The sequence below is a fragment of the Streptomyces griseoruber genome (assembly GCF_001514205.1).
GTDB classification, from domain to species: Bacteria; Actinomycetota; Actinomycetes; order Streptomycetales; family Streptomycetaceae; genus Streptomyces; species Streptomyces griseoruber.
Genome location: NZ_KQ948768.1, coordinates 40,295 through 62,775, shown reverse-complemented (window position 1 = coordinate 62,775; position 22,481 = coordinate 40,295). Strand labels below are relative to the sequence as shown.

1 protein-coding gene and 1 pseudogene are annotated in these 22,481 nt (G+C 74.7%); both read left to right on the top strand.

What is annotated here, in order from left to right:
- Window positions 1–39: 39 nt before the first annotated feature.
- On the top strand, window positions 40–9,588 hold the full coding sequence (locus AQJ64_RS17170) for a type I polyketide synthase (RefSeq protein ID WP_211286490.1): 9,549 nt from the start codon (window positions 40–42) through the stop codon (window positions 9,586–9,588).
- A 58-nt stretch (window positions 9,589–9,646) separates the two neighbouring features.
- Window positions 9,647–22,387: pseudogene (locus AQJ64_RS17165) on the top strand (type I polyketide synthase); the annotation flags it as partial.
- Between the last annotated feature and the right edge of the window lie 94 nt (window positions 22,388–22,481).

Sequence of the window (22,481 nt, the reverse complement as noted above, 5' to 3'; positions counted from 1 at the left end):
GGGGTCGTTCACGGCCCCGGGGACACCATGCTGATCAGCATGTCTGCAGCGGAGAAAGAAGCCACGGCCGTTGTCGGGATCGCCTGCCGGCTCCCCGGCGCCCCTGACCCGGACGCTTTCTGGCGGCTTCTCGACGACGGCGTGAGCGCGATCGGGAATCCGCCGGCCGGCCGCTTCCGTGAATCGGTGGATACCGCGGATGTCCGGCCCGGCGCATTTCTGGAGAACGTCGATCTGTTCGACCCGGAATTCTTCGGGATATCCCCGGCCGAGGCCGCCGCCGCCGACCCGCAGCAACGCCTCGTCCTGGAACTCGCCTGGGAGGCCCTGGAGGACGCGGGAATCCTCCCCGGCACCCTGGCCGCGTCCCGCACCGGCGTGTTCGTCGGATCGATCGCCGCCGACTACGCGGGACTGGTCCACCGGCACGGCTCCGACGCGATCACCCGGCACACCCTGACCGGACTGAACCGGGGCGTCATCGCCAACCGCGTCTCCTACGCCCTCGACCTGCGCGGCCCGAGCCTCTCGGTGGACTCCGCGCAGTCCTCCTCACTCGTCGCCGTCCACCTGGCCCTGGAGAGCCTGCGCACCGGGGAGTCCGACGTCGCGCTGGCCGCCGGGGTCAACCTGAACCTCGCCCCGGACAGCACCCTCGTCGTGGACCGCTTCGGCGCACTGTCCCCCGACAACACCTGCTTCACCTTCGACGCCCGGGCCAACGGCTACGCGCGCGGCGAGGGCGCGGTCCTGCTCGTCCTCAAACCGCTCGCCCGCGCCCTGACCGACGGCGACCCGGTGCACGCCGTACTGCTGGGCAGTGCGGTCGGCAGCGACGGCGCCACGCCGGGCCTGACCGTGCCGGGCGCCGCCACCCAGGCGGAGGTGATCCGGGCCGCGCTGAACCGCGCCGGGGTCGGTCGCGCCGATGTGCAGTACGTCGAACTGCACGGCACCGGAACCCGCGTCGGCGACCCGATCGAGGCCGCCGCCCTGAGCGAGGTCTTCGCCGCCGGACGTACGCCCGACACCCCGCTGCTCGTCGGCTCGGCGAAGACCAACGTCGGACACCTCGAAGGCGCGTCCGGCATCGTCGGTCTGCTCAAGACCGTGCTCAGCGTCCGCCACGGCCGCCTCCCCGCCAGCCTCAACTTCGCCACCCCCAACCCGGACATCCCCTTCGAGGCCCTCCGACTGCGGGTGCGCACCGAGTCCGGCCCCTGGCCCCACCCCGACCGCCCGCCGGTCGCCGGAGTCAGCTCGTTCGGGGTCGGCGGCACCAACGCCCATGTCGTGGTCGGCCCGGCACCGGTACGCGACGACACCGCCGCCAGGCATGAAGGCCCCTGGCTGTGGCCACTGTCCGCGCACACCCCGCAGGCCCTGCGAGCCCAGGCCGCACGCCTCCGTGCCCATGTCGCACGGCAGCCGGACCTCGCACCGCACGACATCGGCCACACGCTCGCCACCACCCGCACCGCCTTCCCCCACCGGGCCGTGGTGACCGGCGCCGACCGCGGCGAACTGCTCGCCGGGCTCGCCGCCCTGGAGGCCGGCGAACAGACGGCCGGCCTCGTCGCCGGACGCGCGGGCGAACAGGGCGGCACGGTGTTCGTCTTCCCCGGCCAGGGCTCCCAGTGGCCCGCCATGGCCCGCGAACTCCTCGCCACCGAAGCGGACTTCGCCGCCTCGATCGACGCGGTCGCCGCAGCCCTCGCACCGCACACCGACTGGTCCCTGCACGACCTGCTGCGCGGCACACCGGACGCCCCGTCACTGGAGCGCGTCGACGTGGTCCAGCCCGCCCTCTTCGCCGTGATGGTGTCCCTGGCCGCCCTCTGGCAGGCCCGAGGTGTGCGCCCGGACGCGGTGATCGGGCACTCCCAGGGGGAGATCGCCGCCGCCCATGTCGCCGGAGCACTGACCCTGGAGGACGCCGCCGCGCTGGTCGCCCTGCGCGCCCGCGCCATCGCCGAACTCCCCGTGTCGGGCACGGGCGGTGGCATGGCCTCCGTACCGCTGCCGGAGGCAGACGTACGGGCGCGGCTCGAAGGCTTCAGCGGCGCGCTGAGCGTGGCCGCCGTCAACGGCCCGTCCACCACCGTGGTCTCCGGCGACCGTACGGCCGTGGAGGAACTCGTCGCCGGGTACGCGGCGGACGGGGTCCGGGCCAAGGTCGTGCCGGTCGACTACGCCTCCCACTCACCCCAGGTCGAGCCGCTGCGCGAGAGCCTGCCCGTCCTGCTCGCCGCGATCCGGCCCCGCCCGGCGCGGATCGCCTACTACTCGACCGTGACCGGCGGCCTCCTCGACGGCACCGCGCTCGACCCCGCCTACTGGTACCGCAACCTCCGCTCCACCGTCCGTTTCCGGCAGACCGTGGAGGCCGCGCACGCCGCCGGTCACCGGGCCTTCGTCGAGGTCAGTCCGCATCCCGTGCTGACGGTCGGTCTTGCCGACCTGCCGGGCACGGCCGTCACCGGCACCCTGCGCCGCGACGACGGCGGACCACGCCGTTTCCTCACCTCCCTCGCCGAACTGCACGTCCGTGGCGGGGAGCTGAGGTGGACCGAGGTGTACGGCACCGAGGCCCGCCGGGTCCCGCTGCCCACGTACGCCTTCCAGCGCCGCCGGATCTGGCTCGACGCGCTGCCGGGACCCGAGGCCCCGACCTGGACGCCCACGGAGACGGCGACTCGGCCCGACAGGTCGTCAACAGCACCTGACATCACGGTGGTCGAGCCCGCGGACCGACAGCCGACCGTCGGGACCGTCCCCGCCGACGCGGACCTGCTGCGGATCGTCCGCTCCGGCGCGGCCCTCGTCCTCGGACAGCCATCGCCCGAAGCAGTCGACCCCGACCTGACCTTCCGGGAACTGGGCTTCGACTCCGTCTCCGCCGTCGAGTTCCGCGACCGCCTCGCCGCCGCCACCGGAGTGGACCTGCCGTCCACCCTCACCTACGACCGCCCCACCGCCCGCGCGGTCGCCGACCACGTACGGAACCTGCTGGGCGGCCCGGACGAGGCCGCCGTGGAGCCCGTACGACAGGCCGCTTCGCGCGTCGACGACGACCCGATCGCGATCGTCTCCCTCGCCGGCCGCTGGCCGGGCGGTGCGCAGACCCCCGAGGAACTGTGGGACCTGCTGCGGGAAGGGCGGGACGCCGTAGGGGACTTCCCGGACAACCGGGGCTGGGACCTGGCCGCCCTCCACGACCCGGAAGGCCTGCGGCACGGGACGTCGTACACCCGGCAGGGCGGGTTCCTGTACGACGCGGACCGGTTCGACGGGGCGTTCTTCGGTCTGAGCCCGCGCGAGTCCGCCGCCATGGACCCCCAGCAGCGGCTCCTGCTGGAGTCCTCCTGGGAACTCCTCGAACGCGCCGGGATCGTTCCCGCGACCCTGCGCGGCACCCGCACCGGTGTCTTCGTCGGCGTCATGCCGCAGGACTACGGCCCCCGCCTGCACGAGACCCCGGAGGGCTACCAGGGGCACGCGCTCACCGGAACCCTCACCAGCGTCGCGTCCGGCCGCCTCGCCTACGCGCTGGGTCTTGAGGGCCCGGCGATCACCGTGGACACCGCCTGCTCCTCATCGCTGGTCGCCCTGCATCTGGCGGCGCAGTCGCTGCGGTCCGGGGAGTCGGACCTCACCCTGGCCGGTGGCGCCACCGTGATGTCGGGGCCGGGCATGTTCACCGAGTTCAGCCGTCAGCGCGGGCTGGCACCCGACGGGCGCTGCAAACCGTTCGCCGCGGCGGCCGACGGCACGGCATGGGCCGAGGGAGTCGGACTGGTCCTCCTGGAGCGCCTCTCCGACGCGCGCCGCCACGGCCACCGGGTACTCGCACTGGTGCGCGGCTCCGCGGTCAACCAGGACGGCGCCTCCAACGGGCTGACCGCGCCGAACGGCCCTTCCCAGGAGCGGGTCATCCGCCAGGCCCTGGCCTCCGCCGGGCTGCGGCCCGGCGACGTGGACGCCGTCGAGGCGCACGGTACGGGTACCGCGCTCGGCGATCCCATCGAGGCGCAGGCCCTGATCGCCGTGTACGGAAAGGACCGGGACGCCGGGCGGCCCCTGCTCGTCGGTTCCGCGAAATCCAACATCGGGCACACTCAGGCCGCCGCCGGAGTCACCGGGGTCATCAAGCTCGTGCAGGCCCTGGAACACGGCGAACTGCCCGGCACCCTGCACGTGGACCGGCCCACCCCGCACGTGGACTGGTCGGCCGGTACGGTCTCCCTCCTCACAGCCCACACTCCGTGGCCGGCCCCGGTCGAGGACCGGCCCCGGCGAGCCGGCGTGTCCTCGTTCGGCATCAGCGGCACCAACGCCCACGTGATCCTGGAGGCGGCGCCGCCCGCCGAGGACGAGGGCACCGTCGTGGCGTCCGCCGCCGTACCGGGGCCGTGGATCGTGTCCGCCCGCGACAACGACGCTCTCCGAGCCCAGGCGCGCCGCCTTCTCGCCCGCCTGGAGACGCTCGACGGGCGGGACGCCGACGTCGGCTGGTCGCTGGCCGCCGCCCGGTCACTCCACGACCACCGCGCCGTGATCGTCGGCGACACCCGCGCCGCCCGGACCGCGGCGCTGCGCGCCCTGGCCGACGGCACGGACGCGCCCGGACTCGTGCACGGCCCGGCCGCCGGCCGCGAGATCCGCACGGCGATCCTGTTCCCCGGGCAAGGCAGCCAACGCCCGGGAGCGGGAAGGGCGTTGTACGAGATCCACCCCGTCTTCACCACCGCCCTCGACGAGACGGCGGCGCTCTTCGACGCGGAACTGGACACCCCGCTGCTCGACGTGCTGTTCGCCGAACCGGGCAGCGCGCACGCGGCACTGCTCGACACCACCGCCTACACCCAGCCCGCCCTGTTCGCCCTGGGCGTCGCCCTGTACCGACTCGCCGCCTCGTTCGGAGTCCGAGCCGACGCGTTCATCGGCCACTCGATCGGCGAACTGACCGCGGCACACCTCGCCGGAGTCTTCTCGCTGCCGGACGCGGTCCGCCTGGTCGCCGCGCGAGGACGCCTCATGCAGGCGCTCCCGGAAGGCGGCGCCATGGCCGCTCTCCAGGCCACGGAGGCCGAAGCGGCACCGCTGGTCGCCGCGACCGCCGGGCGGGTGAGCATCGCCGCGGTCAACGGTCCCGCGTCCGTCGTCGTCTCCGGCGACGCGGACGACGTACAGCGCATCGCGGGTCTGTGGCGGGAAAAGGGCCGCAGGACGAAGGTGCTGACGGTCAGTCACGCCTTCCACTCTCCGCACATGGACGCGGTCCTGGAGGACTTCCGGGCCCTCGTGGCGAGCGTCGAACTCGCCGAACCGGTCGTCCCCGTGATCTCCAACGTCACCGGACGGCCCGTGGCGGCTGGGGAGTTGACCGATCCCGACTACTGGGTGCGGCACATCCGCGAGGCCGTGCGGTTCCACGACGGACTCGAAGCCCTGCGCGACCTCGGAGTGACGGCCTTCCTGGAACTGGGCCCGGACGCCGTCCTCACCTCCCTCGTCGAGTCCCTTGCCGAGACGGGCGCCGACGACCGAGTCACCGCGGTCGCCGCGCTGCGGGGCGGCCGTGGGGAGACACGGACCCTCACCGAGGCCCTGTCCCGACTGCATGTCCACGGCGCGGCCGTCGACTGGCGGGCCGCGTTCGACCGGCACACCGTGCGCGCCGTCGACCTGCCGACCTACCCCTTCCAGCGCAGGCGGCACTGGCTGGACGCGCCCTCCGGCACCGCCGCGACCGCGGTCGGCCTCGACCCCACCGACCACCCGCTGCTCGGTGCCAGCGTCGAACTCCCCGACGACGCGGGCACGTTGTTCACCGGACGCATCGCCCTGCGCAGCCACCCCTGGCTCGCCGACCACACCATCGCGGGCCGGGTCATCCTGCCCGGCGCGGCCTTCACGGACCTCGCCCTCCATGCCGGCGGCGGCCGGGTCGAGGAACTGACCCTGGAGGCACCGCTCGAACTGCCCGTCGACGGCACGGTCCGGCTGCAACTCTCCCTGGGCGCGGCCGACGACTCCGGCCGCCGCACGCTGGCCGTGCACTCCCGCACGGAGGGCACCGACGCTCCCTGGACACGCCACGCCACCGGCCTCACCGCCGAGGCCTCGGCCCCGGTCGGCGCGACGGACGCCGTCTGGCCACCGGAGGGCGCCGAACCGGTCGACCTCACGGACGTCTACGACCGTCTCGCCGACGACGGCTACCGCTACGGCCCCGCGTTCCGGCTCCTGGCGCAGGCCTGGCGGCTCGGCGACGAGGTGTACGCCGAGGTCGGACCGGCCCCCGAGACCACCGCCGGGCACGCCCTGCACCCCGCCCTGCTCGACGCCGCTCTGCACGCCGTCGTCGCCCTGGTCCCCGGATCGGCACGACTACGGCTGCCGTTCGCCTGGGAGGGCGTCAGCCTGTCCCGCCGGGGTGCGTCGGTTCTGCGCGTACGCGTCCGGCCCATCGGCGTCGACACGGTCGCCCTGCAACTTCGCGACAGCGTGGGCGAACCGGTCGCCGAGGTGGCCGCGCTCAGCCTGCGTGCCGCGCCCGGGCAGGACACCGCGGCCGGACACCGGCTTGCGTGGGTTCGGGCGAACGCGCCCGAGGTCGTGGAGACGCCGGTCGGGTCGTTGCTCCCGGACATTCCCGACTACCCTCCGCAGATTGACCCGGCCGAGGCCGCTCCGCTCGGGCCCGCCGGACCGTCGAGTGCCGTTGCGGTGCCCGATGGGGGCGTGTTCGTCGACCGGGCTGCGCCGGGCGACCAGGGCGAACCGCTGCGGGCCGACCTGGCCGAAGGTACCCGACGTCCCGTCGGCGCCGACTCCGCAGGTGCCCCCCGGCCCGTGGACCGGCCGACCCCGGCCGTCGTGCGCCACGGCATGGTGTCGTCCATCGGCCGGGCGATCCTCGCCACCCCTGACGACCCCCTGCGGGTCGTCGTGGCCGAGGCCGTCGGTCGTGCCGTCGAGGCCTACGACGACCCCGCCGCCCCGCCCCGCCCCCTCGGACCGGTGGTCCTGGCCGCCGGTCCCGACGCCACCGCCGTGCTCGACCTGCTCCAGCGCTGGCTCGCCCTCCCCGACACGGAGGACACCCGACTCGTACTGGTGACCCGCGACGCGGTCGCCACCCACCCCGGCGAGGACGTTCCCGACCCGGCCGCCGCCGCGGTGTGGGGACTGGTGCGTGCCGCGCAGGCCGAACATCCCGGCAGGTTCGCCCTCGTGGACCTCGACGCCGACTCGGCCACCGGCCTTCCGCTCGCCGCTCTCGGCGCGCTGCTCGTCTCGGAGGAGGACCAGATCGCCGTCCGCGGGACGGATCTGCTGGTTCCCCGGCTGACGCGTGCCGCCGACCCGGACCTGCTCGCTCCGCCGCCGGACGCCGGCGACGCGTGGCGGCTGGACGCCGAGCCGCGCGGCAGTCTCGACGGACTCACCCTGCTGCACGCCCCCGAGGCGGCGGCCCCGCTCGGGCCCGGTCAGGTCAGGATCGCACTGCGCGCCACCGGCCTGAACTTCCGCGACGTGCTCATCGCGCTCGGCGTCTACCCGGGCGAGGCCCGCATCGGGGCCGAGGGCGCGGGCGTGGTCCTGGAGACCGGGCCCGGCGTCACCGGCCTCGCGCCGGGCGACCGGGTCACCGGACTGGTACAGGGCACCCTCGGACCGGTCGTCGTCACCGATCACCGGCTCCTGGTCCGCATCCCCGACGGCTGGGGCTTCGCCCGCGCGTCCGGCGTTCCCGTGGTGTTCCTCACCGCCTACTACGGACTCTTCGACCTCGCCGAACTCAGGCCGGGAGAAAGCGTGTTGATCCACTCCGCGGCAGGCGGCGTGGGGCAGGCCGCCGTCCAGCTGGCCCGGCACCGGGGCGCCGAGGTGTACGCCACCGCGCACCCCGCCAAGTGGGACACCCTGCGCGGCCTCGGACTGCCCGACGACCACATCGCCTCCAGCCGCACGCTCGACTTCGAGGACCTCTTCCGACGCGGCACCCCGGACGGGCGGGGCGTGGAGGTCGTACTGAACTCCCTGGCCCGCGAGTTCACCGACGCCTCGCTGCGACTGCTCGCGCCCGAGGGCCGGTTCGTGGAGATGGGCAAGACCGACTGGCGGGACGCCGCGGCCGTGGCCGCCGAGTACGACGGCGCCGCCTACCTCGACTTCGACCTCTTCGACGTGTCGCCTGACCGGATCGGGGAGATCCTCGCCGAGTTGTTCCGCCTCTTCGCCGAAGGCACCCTGGAACCGCTGCAGTTCAGGTCCCAGGACGTCCGGCAGGCACCACAGGCGCTGCGGCGGCTCGGCCAGGCCCGGCACACCGGCAAACTCGTCCTCACCCTGCCCCCGCCGCCCCCGGACCCGGCCGGAACCGTCCTGATCACCGGCGGCACCGGCACCCTCGGCGCGCTCGTCGCCCGCCGTCTGGTCACCCACCACGGCGTACGGCACCTGCTGCTCACCGGGAGGCAGGGACCGGCCGCACCGGGCGCTCGCGAACTCCGTTCCGCGCTTGCGGAGTTGGGTGCCGAGGTGACAATCGTCGGCTGCGACGTCGGCGACGCGGACGCGGTCGACGCACTGATCGCCGGCGTGCCGGCCACCCACCCGCTGACCGCCGTCGTGCACACGGCGGGCGTCCTGGACGACACCGTCCTGACCTCGCTCACCCCGCAGCGGCTGGCCGCCGTCGCCCGCCCCAAGGCGGACGGCGCCCGGCACCTGCACCGGGCCACCGCCCACCTCGACCTCTCCGCGTTCGTGCTGTTCTCCTCGGCCGTCGGCGTCCTCGGCAACGCAGGACAGGCCAACTATGCCGCCGCCAACGCCCAGTTGGACGCCCTCGCGCAGTACCGCAGGGTGCGTGGCCTGCCCGCGGTGTCGCTGGCGTGGGGCCACTGGGCCGAGGCCGGCGGCATGGCGGCGGGCCTCGGATCCACCGAGACGGACCGGCTCACCCGCACCGGACTCGCACCGATGACGAACGACACCGCCCTCGCCCTGTTCGACACCGCGCTCGGCACGCCGTACCCGGTGGTGGTCGCCGCCGAGATCGACACCACCCGGTCGGAGAGCGGCCGTCAGTCCGGCGTGCTGCGCGATCTCGCGGCGAGGGCTCGGCCCGCCGTACGGTCCCGCAGCACGTCCCCCGACCCGTCGGGTGCGCTGCGGCGCGAACTGGAGAGCGCGCCGGAGGCCGACCGCCTGCGCAGGCTGCTGGCCCTTGTGCGGAGTACCGCCGCGGCCGTCCTCGGGCACACCGACGCCACCGCCGTGCGTCCCGGGATCGGCTTCATGGAGAGCGGGTTCGACTCCCTCGGCGTCATCGAACTGCGCAACCGCCTGGGCACGGCCACCGGACTGCGCCTCCCGAGCACCGTCGTCCTCGACCATCCCACCCCGACCGCCCTGGCCGCCCACCTCGACACGCTCGTCGCACCCCCGGCGCCGCCCGCGCCGGAACCCGAACCGGCGGCACCCGCTCCCGCAGTCGACGTCGAGGCCCTCCTCGCGGCCGCCGACGGCGACGAGATCTTCGACCTCATCGACAACCAGCTCGGCATTTCGTAGGAGAGGCACCCACCACATGACCACGCATGAGGCGAAGCTCCGCGACTACCTCACCCGTGTCGCCACCGAGCTGCACCACACCCGTGAGCGCCTGAAGGAGGCCGAGGCCAAGGCGGACGGCGGCCGCGACGACGAACCGATCGCCATCGTCGGCATGGCCTGCCGCTTCCCCGGCGGCGCCGACACCCCGGACGCCCTGTGGCGGCTGGTGACCGAGGAGCGCGACGTCGTCGACGCGTTCCCCGCCGACCGCGGCTGGGACCTCGACCACCTCTACGACCCCGACCCCGACGCCGCGGGCCGCAGCTACGCCCGCGAGGGCGGATTCCTCTACGACGCGGGGGAGTTCGACGCCGGCTTCTTCGGTGTCTCCCCGCGCGAGGCGCTCGCCGCCGACCCCCAGCAGCGCCTGCTCCTGGAGACCTCCTGGGAGGCACTGGAGCACGCGGCCCTCGACCCGACCAGCCTGCGCGGCACCCGCACCGGTGTGTTCGCCGGCGTCATCGCCCAGGAGTACGGGCCCAGCCTGCACCACCTGCCCGCCGAACAGACCGACGGCTACGTCCTCACCGGCTCCACCACCAGCGTCGCCTCCGGCCGCGTCGCCTTCACCCTCGGTCTGGAGGGGCCCGCCGTCACCGTGGACACGGCCTGCTCCTCCTCCCTCGTGGCCCTGCACCTCGCCGCCCAGTCGCTGCGGCGCGGCGAGTGCGACCTCGCCCTCGCGGGCGGCGCCACCGTGATGGCCGCGCCCGGCATGTTCATCGAGTTCAGCCGGCAGCGCGGGCTCGCGCCGGACGGCCGCTGCAAGCCGTTCGCCGCGGCGGCCGACGGCACCGGATGGGGCGAGGGCGCCGGTGTCGTCGTCCTGGCCCGGCTCTCCGACGCCCAGCGCCTGGGCCGTCCGATCCTCGCCGTGCTCCGGGGTTCCGCCGTCAACCAGGACGGCCGCAGCAGCCAGCTCACCGCACCCAACGGGCCCTCGCAGCAGCGCGTCATCCGCGACGCCCTCACCGCGGCCGGACTCGGCCCCGGCGACGTCGACGCCGTCGAGGCGCACGGCACCGGGACCCGGCTCGGCGACCCCATCGAGGCGCAGGCCCTCATCGCCACCTACGGCAGCGCACACACCGCCGAACGCCCTCTGCTGCTGGGCTCGTTGAAGTCGAACATCGGGCACACCCAGGCCGCCGCCGGAGTCGCGGGCGTCATCAAGATGGTGCAGGCCATCCGGCACGGCCGACTGCCCAGGTCCCTGCACGTGGACGCGCCGACCCCGCACGTCGACTGGTCCGACGCAACCGTGCGGCTCCTCACCGCCGCCCAGCCGTGGCCCGCCACGGAGGGGGAGCGGCCCCGGCGTGCGGCGGTCTCGGCCTTCGGCGTCAGCGGCACCAACGCCCACGTCATCATCGAGCAGGCCCCGGCGCGGACCACCGAGCCGTCCGACACCCCTGTTCCGCCCTCCCTCCCGTGGGTCCTCTCCGGCCGCAACCCCGACGCCCTGCGCGCCCAGGCCGCCCGGCTGGCCGACCACCTCGACACCACCGCCGACGCTCCCACCGACGTGGCGTACTCCCTGACCACCACCCGCACCGCCTTCGACGAACGTGCCGTGCTGGTCGGCGACGACCCGGCGGACGCGCTGCGCGCCCTCGCCCGCGGCGAGCACCCGGCGACCGCCGTGCGGGGTGCCACCGCGCCCGCCGGAACCGACGGCAAGGTCGTCTTCGTCTTCCCCGGCCAGGGCTCCCAGTGGCTCGGCATGGCCACCGAACTCCTCGACAGCGCACCGGTGTTCGCCGCGAAGATCGAGGAGTGCGCGGCGGCCCTCGCCCCGTACACCGACTGGTCGCTCCTCGACGTCCTGCGCGGCACCCGCGAAACCCCCGACCCCGACCGCACGGACGTCGTCCAGTCCGCGCTGTGGGCGGTGATGGTCGCCCTCGCCGACCTGTGGAAGTCCTACGGCGTCACCCCCGACGCCGTGGTCGGACACAGCCAGGGCGAAGTGGCCGCCGCATACGTCGCGGGCGGACTGAGCCTGGAGGACGCGGCCCGGATCGTCGCCCTGCGCGCCCAGGCCCTGGAGTCCATCGCGGGCCGGGGCGGCATGGTCGCCGTGGCGCTGCCCGAGGCCGAGGTGGCCCGGCGCCTCGCCGAGCGCTGGCCCGGCAAACTGTCCATCGGCGTGGTCAACAGCCCCTCCGCCGTCGCCGTTTCCGGCGACCTGGACGCCCTTGAGGAACTGCGCGCCGGCTACGCGGCGGAGGGCGTCCGCACCAGCGTCATCCCGATCGCCTACGCCTCCCACTCCCCGCAGACCGACGCCCTGCGCGAACGACTGCTGGACGCACTCGCGCCCGTCACCCCGCGCGCCGGAACCGTTCCGCTGCTCTCCACCGTGACCGCCGACTGGCAGGACACCGCCCAACTGGACGCCGCCTACTGGGTGTCGAACCTGCGGAGCACCGTCCGCTTCGAGAAGGCCACCCGTCGGCTCGCCGACACCGATCACACGGTGTTCGTCGAGGTCAGCGCGCACCCCGTGCTGACCGGCGCGATCCAGGAGACCCTGGCCGAGGCCCGGCCCGTCGTCACCGGCTCGCTGCGCCGCCGGCAGGGCGGCCTCGACCGCTGGCTGCGTTCGGTCGCCGAACTGCACGTCCACGGGGTGCCCGTCGACTGGTCGGCCGCCTTCGCCGGCGCGTCCCCGCGCCGCGTGCCCCTGCCGACGTACGCCTTCCAGCGGGACCGCTACTGGCTGGACGCCACCCGCTCGCCCGAACGCGTCGCCACGGCGCCCACCGCGCAGGACGACGCCTTCTGGAACCTGGTGACCGACCCCGACACCGGCCGGCTGGCCTCCGCCCTGGGACTTACCGCTCCGGAACTCGACCCCGTACTGCCCGCGTTGGCGGCCTGGCGGGAACGCCACCTGGCCGCCGAGGTGTCCGACCGGTGGCTGCACCGCCTGATATGGCGCCCGGCCCGCTCCGCCCGCCCGGGTCGGCGGCTCACGGGGGAGTGGCTGCTCGTCGTCCCCGACACCCACACCGACCACGCCTCCCCCGGGGCCCTGCGCGACGCGCTGGAAGCGGCCGGCGCCCGAGTCCTCACCGTCCTCGTTCCGGCGGACACCGACCGGCCCGCGCTCGCCGCACTCCTGCCGTCCGGCGCCACCGGGGTGGTCTCGCTGCTGGCGCTCGCCGAGGGCCGGCTCGACGGCCACGACGCCGTCCCGCGCTCGTACGCCGCCCAGGTCGCCCTCACCCAGGCCCTGGACGACGCGGGTGTGCCGGCGCCGGTCTGGTTCCTCACCCGGGGGGCGGTCTCCACCGGCCCCGCGGACCGGGTGACCGACCCCGAACAGGCCCTGGTGTGGGGCTTCGGCGTGATCCTCGCGGTGGAGAACCCCGCACGCTCCGGCGGTCTGATCGACCTCCCCGCCGACCCCGACGAGTACGCCTGGGCCCAGGTCGCCGCCCTGCTCGCCGACCCCCGCCCGGACCGGGAACGCGAGGCCGCCGTCCGCCCCGGCGGAGTCCTGGCCCGCCGACTGGTACCCGCCGGACCGCTGCCGTCCCGTGCCGACGACTCCGCCGACTGGCAGCCGACCGGCACGACACTGATCACCGGAGGCAGCGGAGCCCTCGGCGGACACCTCGCCCGCTGGCTCGCCGCACGCGGCGCCCAGCACCTGCTGCTGGTCAGCCGTCGCGGACAGGACGCACCCGGTGCGAGCGAACTCGCTGCCGAACTGGCCCACTCGGGCACCACCGTCACCTTCGCCGCAGCCGACGTCGCCGATCGCGACCAGCTCGCCGCCGCCCTCGCCCTCATCCCGGTGGACCGGCCGCTGACCGCTGTCGTGCACACCGCAGCCGCCCTCCACGACGCCCTGATCGGGGAACTCACCCCCGAGCACCTCGACCGCGCCCTGCGCGCCAAGATGCTCGGCGCGCGCAACCTGCACGAACTCACCGCCGGCTCCGACCTGTCGGCGTTCGTCCTCTTCTCCTCCGTCGCCGGGGTCTGCGGCATCCCCGGCCAGGCCAACTACGCCCCGGGCAACGCCTATCTGGACGCGCTGGCCGACCAGCGACGGGCGGCCGGTCTGCCCGCCACATCGGTGGCCTGGGGGCACTGGGCCGGCGACGGGATCGCCGCCGACGGCGCCGAGGAGACACTGCTGCGGCACGGCCTCGTCTCCCTGCCACCGGACGGCGCCCTCAGCGTCCTCGGTCAGGTCCTCGACCGCGCGGAGCAGCACCTCGTCGTCGCCGACGCCGACTGGTCCGCGTTCTTCCGGGGGCGCTCGCACCCGCTCGCCGCCGAACTCCCGCACGTACCGGACCCGTCGGCAGCGGCCCCCGAGGAGGCCGTCCGCCCGGACCGGTGGACCGGACTCGCCCCGGCCGAGCTGCGCCGCGAACTCCTCGCCGTCGTACGGTCGCAGGCCGCCGCCGTCCAGGGCCACGGCACCCCCGACGTGATCGACCCCGCGCGCGCGTTCCGCGCCCACGGCTTCGACTCACTGATGTCCGTCGAACTGCGCAACCGGCTCACGGCGGCCACCGGCCACCCGCTGCCCGCCACACTCGTCTACGACCACCCCACGCCCGCCGCGCTCGCCGACTGGCTCGCCGGTGAACTCGGCGCGGAGACAACCCACTCGGCCGAGACCGAAACGCCCGTGGTGCTCCCTCCGGTGGACGACGACCCCGTGGTCGTGGTCGGCATGGCCTGCCGCTTCCCCGGTGGGGTCACCTCCCCGGACGACCTCTGGCGGCTGGTCGCCGACGGCACCGACGCCCTCACCGAGTTCCCCACCGACCGCGGCTGGGACCTCGACCGCCTCTACAGCGCGGACCCCGACCGACCCGGCACCTCCTACTCCAGACACGGCGGATTCCTCGACTCGGTCGCCGAGTTCGACCCGGAGTTCTTCGGGATCTCCCCGCGCGAGGCGCCCGCCATCGACCCCCAGCAGCGGCTGCTGCTGGAAACCACCTGGGAGTTGTTCGAGCGGGCCGGCATCGACCCCACCGCGCTGCGCGGCAGCCGCACCGGCGTCTTCGCGGGCATCTCCGGCCGCGACTACGCCGGCCGCGGGCAGCACGTCCCGGACGAGCTGGAGGCCTATCTCGGCATCGGCAACGCCGGCAGCGTGGCCTCCGGACGCGTCTCCTACACCTTCGGCTTCGAGGGCCCGGCGGTCACCGTCGACACCGCGTGCTCCTCGTCGCTGGTCGCCCTGCACCTGGCCGCGCAGGCACTGCGGGCCGGGGAGGCCGATCTCGCGGTCGCGGGCGGTGTGCTCGTGATGTCGACGCCGACCACGTTCGTCGAGTTCAGCCGGCAGCGTGCCATGTCACCGGACGGGCGCTGCAAGGCCTTCGCCGCCGGGGCGGACGGCACCGGCTGGGCGGAGGGCGTCGGACTGCTGCTGGTGGAACGGCTCTCCGACGCGCGACGGCTCGGCCACGAGGTGCTGGCCGTCGTCCGCGCCTCGGCCGTGAACCAGGACGGTGCCTCCAACGGCCTGACCGCGCCCAGTGGTCCCTCCCAACAGCGGGTAATCCGGCAGGCGTTGGCCGCAGGCGGACTCGTCCCGGCAGACGTCGACGCCGTCGAGGCACACGGCACCGGCACCACCCTCGGCGACCCCATCGAGGCGCACGCCCTCATCGAGACCTACGGCAAGGGCCGCCCCGCCGACCGCCCCCTGCTGCTCGGCTCGGTGAAGTCCAACATCGGCCACACGCAGGCCGCCGCCGGAGTCGCCGGCGTGATCAAGATGATCCAGGCGATCCGCCACGGCGTACTGCCCAAGACCCTGCACGTGGACGCGCCGTCCCCGCACGTCGACTGGTCGGCGGGGACGGTGGAACTGCTCACCGAGGCCCGCCCGTGGCCGGTGACGGACGACCGTCCGCGCCGGGCGGCCGTGTCGGCCTTCGGCGTCAGCGGCACCAACGCCCACGTCATCATCGAACAGCCGCCGCACGAGACGGATCCGGGCACCCGGACCGTGCCCGCCGACCGGCCCCTGCCCTGGCTGCTGTCCGCCCGCACCCCCGAGGCACTGCGCGCCCAGTCGACCCGACTCGCCCAGCATCTGGACCTCACCCCCGACCGCCCGCTCGACCTCGCCTTCTCCCTGGCCACCACACGGGCCGCCCTCGACGAAAGGGCCGTCGTCGTCGGTGACCTCGACGCGCTGCACGCCGTGGCCGACGGCGGGCCGACCCCGGCCACCGTCGTGACGGGCTCGGCCGCACAACCCGGCCGGCTCGCCCTCCTCTTCACCGGCCAGGGCAGCCAACGCGCCGGCATGGGGCAGGAGCTGTACGCCACCCACCCCGCGTTCGCCGCCGCCTTCGACGAGGTCGCCGCGGCCCTCGACCCGCTGCTGGAATGCCCGCTCGCCGAGGTCATCACCTCCGGGGACGGCCTGGACGACACCACGTACACCCAGCCGGCACTGTTCGCCGTCGAGGTCGCCCTGTTCCGGCTCTACGAGTCCTGGGGCGTGCGAGCCGACTTCGTGGCCGGACACTCCGTCGGCGAGATCACGGCCGCGCACGTGTCCGGCGTGCTCTCGCTCGCGGACGCCGCGGCCCTGGTCGCCGCCCGCGCCCGGCTGATCGGCGCCCTGCCGTCGGGCGGCGCCATGGCCGCCGTACAGGCCACCGAGGACGAGATACGCCCCGAACTGCCCGACGGCGTGGACGTGGCCGCCGTCAACGGTCCCGAAGCCGTCGTCGTCTCCGGCGACACCGAAGCCGTCCACACGCTCGCCGCGTCGTTCGCCGCCCGCGGCCGTCGCGTCCGGCACCTCACGGTCAGCCACGCCTTCCACTCCCCGCACATGGACGCCGTACTCGACGACTTCCGCACGGTCGGCGCCCGACTGACCTACGCCCGGCCGCGGATCCCGGTGGTCTCGGCGCTGACCGGGCGGGTCGCCGAGGGCGAGGACCTGACCACGGCCGAGTTCTGGGTACGGCATGTGCGCGACGCCGTCCGCTGGTCCGACGTGGTCCGCACACTCGACGCGTCCGGCGTCACGACCTACCTGGAACTCGGCCCCGACGGCACCCTGAGCGGACTCGTCCACCAGCACGTCGAGGACGGTGCCGCCGTCGCCGAACCGGCGCTGCGGCGAGACCGGTCCGAGACGGCGACCGCGCTGACCGCCCTCGCGCACGTCCATGTGCGCGGCCACGCGGTGGACTGGGCGGCCTACTTCACCGGCAGCGGCGCCCGGCGCGCCGAACTGCCGACGTACGCCTTCCAGCGGCGCCGGTTCTGGCTGGAGCCCGGCACCGCCGCCGACGCCGGCGCGCTCGGCCTCGGCGCCGTCGACCACCCGCTGCTGGGGGCGACCGTGCCCCTGCCCGACACCGACGAGCTGCTCCTGACCGGCAGCCTCTCCCTGCGCACCCACCCGTGGCTCGCCGACCACGTCGTCGTCGGCACCCCCGTACTGCCCGGCGCCGCGCTCGTCGAACTCGCCTCACACGCGGCCGACGTGGTCGGGGCGGGACGGCTCGTCGAACTCGCCGTGGAGACTCCGTTCGTGCTGCCGGGACAGGGGGCCGCCCAGGTCCAGGTCGCCGTGGGCGCCTGCGACGCGGCGGGCGACCGGAGTGTCATCGTCCGGTCCCGGGTTCCCGGGGCGGACTGGGTCCGCAACGCCACCGGCATCCTCGGCACCGCACAGGCGCCGGACGGCGAACGGCTCGACCAGTGGCCGCCCGTCGACGCCGAGCCCGTCGCGGTGGACGAGGTGTACGCGGCCCTGGCCGGGACAGGCCTGGAGTACGGCCCGGCGTTCCGGGGCATCCGCGCCGTCTGGCGGGACGGCGACACGTCCTACGCCGAAGTCGTCCTCCCCGAGGAGCGGCACAAGGAAGCCGCCGTGTTCGGCATTCACCCCGCCCTGCTCGACGCCGCCCTCCAACTCCCCGGACTGCACCAGGACGTGGCCGACAGCCCCACCCGTCTCCCGTTCGCCTACCGGGAGGTCGCCCTGCACGCCACCGGCGCCACGGAACTGCGGGTCCGGCTCACCGCCACCGGCCCCGACACCTTCTCCCTCCAGGCCACCGACCCGACCGGGACCCCGGTGGTATCGGTGGACGCCCTCGTCACCCGCCCCCTCAAGACCACCGCCCTCGCCCCAACGGACGGCCTCTACGCCCTTACCTGGCCGCAACTCCCGGCCATCGGCGGCGACGCGGCGGACACCTTCGAGTGGGCCCAAGTCGCGCTGGGCGAGGGCCCGTTCGACACCGCGGCCACACCCGACCGAGTCCGGGCCGCCCTGGACCACGCCCTGGCCACGGTCCAGGACCGGCTCCTCGACAGGGGGCAGGCCGGTACCCGACTGGTCGCCGTCACCCGAGGCGGCGTGTCGACCGGCCCGGACGACACACCGGACCCGGTCACCGCCGCCGTATGGGGCCTGCTGCGCTCCGCGCAGACCGAGAACCCGGACCGGATCGTCCTCGCCGACACCGACGGCAGCCCGGAGTCGGCCGCCGCACTCGCCTCGGCCGTAGCCACCGGCGAATCGCAGTTCGCCCTGCGCTCCGGGAGCGTCCACGTCCCGCGTCTGGTCCCCGCGCCTCCCGGCCGGACCCCCGTGGCGGAGTGGAACCCGGACGGCACGGTCCTGATCACCGGAGGCACCGGAACCCTCGGCGCCCTGCTCGCCCGACACCTCGTCACGCACCGGGGCGTACGCCACCTCGTGCTCACCTCCCGCAGCGGCGGGACGGCACCGGGGGCGGCCGAACTCCGCGCCGAGCTGGCCGAGTCGGGCGCCGATGTCACCATCGCCGCAGCCGACATCGCCGACCGGGACGCGCTCGCCGCCGTCCTCGACGCCATCCCCTCGGAGCACCCGCTCACCGCCGTCGTGCACACCGCGGGAGTCGTCGACGACGGTGTCACCACGGCACTCACCCCCGAGCGTCTGGACACCGTGCTGCGCCCGAAGGCCGACGGCGCCTGGCACCTGCACGAACTGACCGCGCACCTGCCGCTGGACGCGTTCGTCCTGTACTCGTCGGTGGCCGGTGTCCTCGGCTCACCCGGACAGGGCTCGTACGCGGCGGCCAACACCTTCCTCGACGCCCTGGCCGCCCACCGGCACGCGCTCGGTCTGCCCGCCCAGTCCCTGGCCTGGGGCCAGTGGGCCGGACCCAGCGGCATCACCGGTCACCTCACCGCGGCCGACCTCGCCCGGCTCGCCCGCCTGGGCGTGCGTCCCCTCAGTGACATCGAGGGGACGGCTCTGTTCGACGCCGCCGAGGCGGTGGGCGGGCCGCTGCTCGTGCCGTCGCCGTTCGACGCGGACGCCGTACGGGCATCCGGTGCACCCGTCTCGGCGCCACTGCGCGGTCTGGTCCGGCCGGAGCGCGGCCCGGTCCGCCGCAGCGCGGCCACCGAGACGGCCGTCACCTCGCACACCGGGCTCGCCGAGCGCCTCGCCGCTCTGCCGGACACCGCGGCTCAGGACGCGGCCCTGCTGGACCTCGTACGCGGCGAGACCGCGACCGTACTGGCCACGGCACCCGCCGTCATCGGCGCCCGCAAGGCGTTCACCGGACTCGGCGTCGACTCACTGACCGCCGTCGAACTCCGCAACCGCCTGGGCGCGGCGACGGGCCTCACCCTGTCCGCCGCCCTGGTCTTCGACCACCCCACGCCCGCCGACGTCGCCGCCCACCTGCGCGACCGGCTCCTGGGCGCCGTGGCCCCGCGGCCCGAACGGGTTCCCGTGCGGACCGTCGACCCGGACGACGACCCGGTCGTCATCGTCGGCATGGCCTGCCGGCTGCCGGGCGGGGTCGCCTCCCCGGACGACCTGTGGGCGCTGGTGCGCGACGGCGTGGACGCGGTGAGCGAGTTCCCCGACGACCGGGGCTGGGACCTGGACGCCCTCTACTCCGAGGACGCCGAACGCCCCGGTACCTCCTACACCCGGCACGGCGGATTCCTCGACCGGGCCGCCGACTTCGACGCCGCCTTCTTCGGCATCTCCCCGCGCGAGGCGCTCGCCACCGACCCGCAGCAACGGCTGCTGCTGGAGACCGCGTGGGAGGCGCTGGAGAGCGCGGGTGTCGACCCCGAGGCGCTGCGCGGCAGCCGTACCGGCGTCTTCGCCGGGGTGATGTACCACGACTACGCGCCCCGAGTGCGTGAGGTGCCCGCCGAACTGGAGGGCTGGCTGAGCAACGGCACCGCGGGCAGTGTCGCCTCGGGCCGGATCTCGTACACCTTCGGCTTCGAGGGGCCGGCGGTCACCGTCGACACGGCGTGCTCGTCGTCCCTGGTCGCCCTGCACCTCGCGGCGCAGTCGCTGCGTTCGGGGGAGTGCGACCTGGCCCTGGCCGGCGGTGTCGCGGTGATGTCGACGCCGACCACCTTCGTGGAGTTCAGCAGGCAGCGGGCGCTGTCCGCCGACGGCCGCTGCAAGGCGTACGCGGCCGGGGCGGACGGCACCGGCTGGGCGGAGGGCGTGGCGCTGCTGCTCGTGGAGCGGCTGTCGGACGCCCGGCGACTGGGGCACCAAGTCCTCGCCGTGGTACGGGGATCGGCCGTGAACCAGGACGGTGCCTCCAACGGGCTTACCGCGCCCAGCGGTCCGTCCCAGCAGCGAGTGATCCGCCAGGCCCTCGCCGCGAGCGGACTGAACCCCGCCGACGTCGACGTCGTCGAGGGACACGGCACCGGCACCACCCTCGGCGACCCCATCGAGGCCGAGGCCCTCATCGCCACCTACGGGCAGCACCGCGACCTCGAACAGCCCCTGTGGCTCGGCTCGTTGAAGTCCAACATCGGCCACACCCAGGCCGCAGCCGGCGCGGCCGGCGTGATCAAGATGATCCAGGCCATCCGGCACGGAGTGCTGCCCAGGACGCTGCACGTGGACAGCCCGTCCCCGCACGTCGACTGGACGGCCGGAGCCGTCGAACTGCTCACCGAGGCCCGCCCCTGGCCCGAGACGGAGGACAACCGCCCGCGCCGGGCCGCCGTCTCCTCCTTCGGCGTGAGCGGCACCAACGCCCACGTCATCCTCGAACAGCCGCCCGCCGCAACCCGGTTGCCCGCAACGCCCACTGAACCCGCCGCGCTGCCATGGCTGGTGTCCGCCCGCACCCCCGAGGCGCTCCGCGCCCAGGCCGGCCGACTCGCCGCCCACCTCGAGCGCACCGACGACGACCCGGTGGACATCGCCCACTCGCTCGCCGTCACCCGGGGCGCCCTGGAGGAGCGCGCCGTCGCCCTCGGCGATCCCGGACGTGCCCTCGCCGCACTCGCCGCCGCGGAATCCGCCCCCGGTGTGGTGCGCGGCCGGGCGGACACCGACGGCAGGACCGTCTTCGTCTTCCCCGGCCAGGGCTCCCAGTGGGCCGAGATGGCCGTCGGACTCCTCGACAGCGCACCGGTGTTCGCCGCGAGGATCGAGGAGTGCGCGACGGCCCTCGCCCCGTACACCGACTGGTCCCTGCTCGACGTCCTGCGCGGCGCCGAAGACGCCCCCGGTCTTGACCGGGTGGACGTGGTCCAGCCGGTGCTGTGGGCGGTGATGGTGTCCCTGGCCGAGCTGTGGACGTCGTACGGAGTCAGGCCGGACGCCGTGGTGGGCCACAGCCAGGGCGAGATCGCGGCCGCCACCGTGGCCGGTGGGCTCAGCCTGGACGACGGCGCCCGCGTCGTGGCGCTGCGCAGCCGCGCCATCCTCGCCCTGTCCGGACGCGGTGGCATGGCGTCCGTCGCCCTGCCCGCCGACGCCGTGGCCGCGCGCATCGAACGGCGGTGGCCCGAGCGGCTGTCCGTCGCCGTCGTCAATAGCCCCACCTCGGCGGTCGTCTCCGGCGACACGGACGCGCTCGCCGAACTCGTCGCCGAATACGACGCGGAGGACGTACGGGCACGACTCATCCGCGTCGACTACGCCTCGCACTGCGCCCATGTGGACGGCCTGCGCGAAGAACTCCTCCAGTCGCTCGCCCCGGTCCGGCCCCGCACCGGCACCGTGCCGCTGCTGTCCACCGTGACCGGGGACTGGCAGGACACCGCGGGGCTCGACGCCGCCTACTGGGTCACCAACCTGCGGCAGACCGTCCGCTTCGAGGAGGCCACCCGTGCCCTCGCCGCCGCCGGGCACACCGCGTTCATCGAGATCAGTCCGCACCCGGTGCTGACGGTGCCGCTCCAGGAGACGCTGGAAGCGGCCGGCACGGCCCGCGCCTTCGTCGTCGCGGGCACCCTGCGCCGCGACGAGGGAGGCCTGCGCCGCTTCCTCGCCTCGGCCGCAGAACTCCATGTGCGCGGGGTGCGCGTCGACTGGACGGCCGCCTTCGTGCCCGCCGTGCCACGCCGGGTCGCGCTGCCGACGTACGCCTTCCAGCGGCGGCGCTACTGGCTGGACGCCGAGGTCACCAACACCACCGTCGTCCGTACAGCGGCCACGGAGCCCGACGCCGACACCCCGCAGACACCGGCATGGACCCGGCACCTGGCCGCAATCGCCCCGGCCGAACGGGAGGCGGCACTCGCGGAGTTGATCCGCGCCGAGTCGGCCGTGGTCCTCGGGCACACCGACGGCGTGGACGGCGTCGACGCCGAACGGGCCTTCCGGGACCTCGGGTTCAGCTCACTGACCGCGGTCGAACTGCGCAACCGCATCGGCGCCGCGGTCGGCCTGGACATCCCGGCCACGCTCGTCTTCGACCACCCCACTCCGGCCGCCATCGCCGCCTATCTGGTCGCCCAGCTCCCCCTGGACTATGGCGAGTCGCAGGCGCCGACGGTCAGTGAGTCGCTCGCGGCCCTGGAGCAGGCCCTTGCCTCGCCGCAGGCGGCGGACGACG

Bases quoted from the DNA above. Each gene is read 5' to 3' on its own strand.
- AQJ64_RS17170 (WP_211286490.1), top strand. From the start codon at position 40: ATGTCTGCAGCGGAGAAAGAAGCCACGGCCGTTGTCGGGATCGCCTGC.